We start from the raw sequence: 3,866 nt of genomic DNA, 5'->3' as shown, positions 1-3,866 counted from the left end.
GGGCGGGCGTGGACGCCCGCCCCGGCACCGGGGGTGTCAGGCCTTCTTCTCGTCGTCCTCGTCGACCACCTCGGCGTCGACGATGTCCTCGTCGTCGCCCTGCGGGGCGGCGGACTCGGCGCCGGCGTCGGCCGACTCCGCGCCCTGCTGGGCGTAGAGGGCCTCGCCGATCTTGACCTGGGAGGCCTGGAGCTTCTCGAACGCGGCGGCGACCTCGTCGTCGTTGTCCTGCTTCTCCAGGGCGGCCTTCAGGGCGTCGACGTCGGCCTGCACCTCGGTCTTGACGTCCTCGGGCAGCTTGTCCGCGTTGTCCTGCAGGAGCTTGTCCACGGAGTACGCGGACTGCTCCGCCTGGTTGCGGCGGTCGGCGGCCTCACGGCGCTTCTTGTCCTCGTCCGCGTGGGCCTCGGCGTCCTTGACCATGCGGTCGATGTCCTCCTTGGACAGCGAGGAGCCGCCCGTGATGGTCATCGACTGCTCGGTGCCGGTGCCCTTGTCCTTCGCGGAGACGTGCACGATGCCGTTCGCGTCGATGTCGAAGGTGACCTCGATCTGGGGCATGCCGCGCGGGGCCGGGGCGATGCCGGTCAGCTCGAAGGTGCCCAGCGCCTTGTTGTCCCGGGTGAACTCGCGCTCGCCCTGGAAGACCTGGATGGACACGGAGGGCTGGTTGTCCTCGGCCGTGGTGAACGTCTCGGAGCGCTTGGTCGGGATGGCCGTGTTGCGCTCGATGAGCTTGGCCATCACGCCGCCCTTGGTCTCGATGCCCAGCGACAGCGGGGTCACGTCGATCAGGAGCACGTCCTTGCGCTCGCCGGCGAGCACGCCGGCCTGCACCGCGGCGCCGATGGCGACGACCTCGTCCGGGTTCACGCTCTTGTTGGGCTCCTTGCCGCCGGTCAGCTCCTTCACCAGGTCGGAGACGGCGGGCATGCGGGTGGAACCCCCGACGAGGACCACGTGGTCGATGTCGGAGACCTTGACACCGGCCTCCTTGATGACGTCCTCGAACGGCTTGCGAGTGCGCTCGAGCAGGTCCTTGGTGAGGTCCTGGAACTTGGCGCGGGAGAGGTGCTCGTCCAGGTGCACCGGGCCCTCGGGGGTCACGGACAGGTACTGCAGCGAGATGCTGGTGGAGGTGGCCGAGGAGAGCTCCTTCTTGGCCTGCTCCGCGGCCTCCTTCAGACGCTGCAGGGCGATCTTGTCCTTGGACAGGTCCGCGCCCTTGGACTTGGCCTGCTGGAGCAGCCAGTCCACGATCCGCTGGTCCCAGTCATCGCCGCCGAGGCGGTTGTCGCCGGCGGTGGCGCGCACCTGGATGGTGGCGAAGTCGTCCTCGTCCTTGGCGACCTCGAGCAGGGACACGTCGAAGGTGCCGCCGCCCAGGTCGAAGACCAGGATGAGCTCGTCCTCCTTGCCCTTCTCCAAGCCGTAGGCCAGGGCGGCCGCAGTGGGCTCGTTGATGATGCGCGTGACGTTCAGGCCCGCGATCTCGCCGGCCTCCTTGGTGGCCTGGCGCTCGGCGTCGTTGAAGTAGGCGGGCACGGTGATCACCGCGTCGGTGACCTTCTCGCCCAGGTACTCCTCGGCGTCGTGCTTGAGCTTCATCAGCGTGCGGGCCGAGATCTCCTGCGGGGTGTACTTCTTGCCGTCCACCTCGGTGGTCCAGTCGGTGCCCATGTGGCGCTTGACGGACGCGTAGGTGCGCTCGGGGTTGTTGACGGCCTGGCGCTTGGCGATCTCGCCGACCAGGACGTCCCCGCCCTTGGAGAACGCGACGACGGACGGGGTGGTGCGGGCGCCCTCGGCGTTCGCGATGACGACCGGGTCGCCACCCTCGAGGGCGGATACGACGGAGTTGGTGGTGCCGAGGTCGATGCCGACTGCACGGGACATGGTGGGGTCCTTCCTGTCTGACGGTGAAGCGGGAGGCCTGCGCCCTGCGGGACCGGAGACCCGGGCCGGAGGGCTTGAGCCGTCTCGACTCAGGTTGCCACCGGGGCGGTGGCCTGTCAAATGAACCTGAGTCGACTTCACTCACATTTCTGTCTGCCCGGTCCAACGCCCGCCGCGGCGGATCCATTCCCGGGCCCGCCGTCGTCGTCCCGCCCCCGCGTGCGGGCGTGCGGCGGCGTGCCGAGCGGGCTGTTCGCCGGTCGCTGATCCCGGCACCGGGACGGCGGCCAACCCTGTCCCGGGCCGCGCCTCCGGGTGTTGGATCAGCCTCATCAGGACCGACGCCGCACCGGCGCCGGACTCGATCGAGACAGAAGGAGACACCCCATGGCCGCCGAGAAGAACGACGCCGCCTTCACCGTCCCGGGACTGGCCCTCAAGAACGGCCACCGCGTGGCCGAGATCCTGCAGGGTCGGCTCCACGCCCTGAACGACCTCCAGCTCACCCTCAAGCACGCCCACTGGAACGTGGTCGGCCCCGGCTTCATCGGGGTCCACGAGATGCTCGACCCGCAGATCGAGACCGTCCGCGCGATGGTCGACGTCGTCGCCGAGCGCATCGCCACCCTGGGCGTGTCCCCCGAGGGCACCCCCGGCGCCCTCGTCGCCGCCCGCACGTGGGACGACTACGCGCTGGGCCGTGCCAGCACCCTCGAGCACCTGGCCGCCCTCGACCTCGTGTACGACGGCGTGGTCACCGACCACCGCGCCGCGATCGAGACCGTGGGCGAGCTCGACCCCGTGTCCGAGGACATGCTGATCGGCCAGGTCGCCGAGCTGGAGCTGTTCCAGTGGTTCATGCGCTCGTTCCTCACCACGGTGGACGGGGATCTCAGCCATGCCGGCGCCACCCGCGAGACCGTCGCGGCCGCCCGCGTGAGCGGCGCCCAGAAGGCGCCCGCCCCGACGAAGGGTGCGGCGAAGAAGGGTGCGGCGAAGAAGGCCAAGAAGAAGTGACGCTCCCCCGCTGAGACGCCCCGGCACCCCGGGCGAGTCCGAGCACAGCCCGAGGGGCCCGACCGCACGCGCGGTCGGGCCCCTCGTCCGTGTCCGGGGCGGCGCGGCCGGACACGCCCGCCGCCCCGGCGGCTCACTCCTCCCGGGCCGGCCACCAGACCTTCGGGCCGATGTCCCGCACGAGCGCCGGGATGAGAAGTGTGCGCACCACGAGGGTGTCCAGCAGCACGCCGAACGCCACGATGAACGCGAGCTGGAGCATGAACATCAGCGGGATCACCGCGAGCGCGGCGAACGTCGCGGCCAGCACCACGCCCGCGGAGGTGATCACGCCGCCGGTCACGGTGAGCGCCCGGAGCACACCGGCCCGGGTGCCGTGGCGCGGGGTCTCCTCGCGCGCCCGCGTCATGAGGAAGATCGTGTAGTCGATGCCCAGGGCCACGAGGAACACGAACCCGTACAGCGGGACGGTCGGGTCTGCGTTCTCGAAGCCGAACACGTGCCGGAACACGAGCGCGGAGACGCCCATGGCGGCGCCGAAGCTGATCACGGTGGCCGCCACGAGCAGCACCGGGGCCAGGATCGAGCGCAGCAGCACGGAGAGGATCACCAGCAGCATCGCCAGGATCAGCGGGATGACCACCACGAGGTCCCGCTGCGAGGTGGTGTTGGTGTCCAGCGCCTGGGCGGCCGGACCGCCCACGAGGACCTCGCCGCCCGAGCCGACGTCGGCCAGCTCGGCCCGCAGCCGCTCCACCGTCGCCTGCGCGGCGAGGGACTCGCCGGGGTCGGCGAGGGTGGCGGAGATCAGCACCGTCCCGTCCACCACCTTCGGCTCGGGATCCGGCTGCGGCGCAGACTCCGGCCGGCCGGCGCCGCCCTCGGCCGGGGCGCCCTCACCGCCGCCGGTGACGCCCGGGGGCGGGCCGGCGGGGGCGTCCGCACCCTGCGGG

The 3,866-nt window shown here is 71.2% G+C and carries 3 protein-coding genes; 1 reads left to right on the top strand and 2 read right to left on the bottom strand.

All coding sequences use genetic code 11. The annotated features are described in order from the left end of the window. Positions 1-36 precede the first annotated feature (36 nt). On the bottom strand, positions 37-1,896 hold the full coding sequence (gene dnaK, locus NWP10_RS10900; protein WP_258300922.1) for a molecular chaperone DnaK: 1,860 nt from the start codon (positions 1,894-1,896) through the stop codon (positions 37-39). Positions 1,897-2,283: 387 nt separating this feature from the next. Here dnaK and NWP10_RS10895 point away from each other — a divergent pair, with 387 nt between their 5' ends. Further along, positions 2,284-2,913: a Dps family protein gene (locus tag NWP10_RS10895; protein WP_017488495.1), complete on the top strand. Its 630-nt coding sequence runs from the start codon at positions 2,284-2,286 to the stop codon at positions 2,911-2,913. Between the two features lie 133 nt (positions 2,914-3,046). On the opposite strand, the gene NWP10_RS10890 is transcribed toward NWP10_RS10895, so the two are convergent. Continuing rightward, positions 3,047-3,866 (bottom strand): MMPL family transporter (locus NWP10_RS10890; protein ID WP_258300921.1); only part of this gene is annotated, 820 nt, incomplete at its 5' end.

It is taken from the genome of Micrococcus sp. HG099 (assembly GCF_024723355.1).
In the GTDB taxonomy this organism is placed as follows: domain Bacteria; phylum Actinomycetota; class Actinomycetes; order Actinomycetales; family Micrococcaceae; genus Micrococcus; species Micrococcus endophyticus.
Note: the sequence above shows the minus strand (reverse complement) of the source record. Positions and strands in the feature narration are given on the sequence as shown.

Excerpts from the sequence above, each read along its gene's own strand:
- dnaK (WP_258300922.1), bottom strand. The coding sequence starts at position 1,896 with ATGTCCCGTGCAGTCGGCATCGACCTCGGCACCACCAACTCCGTCGTA.
- NWP10_RS10895 (WP_017488495.1), top strand. The coding sequence starts at position 2,284 with ATGGCCGCCGAGAAGAACGACGCCGCCTTCACCGTCCCGGGACTGGCC.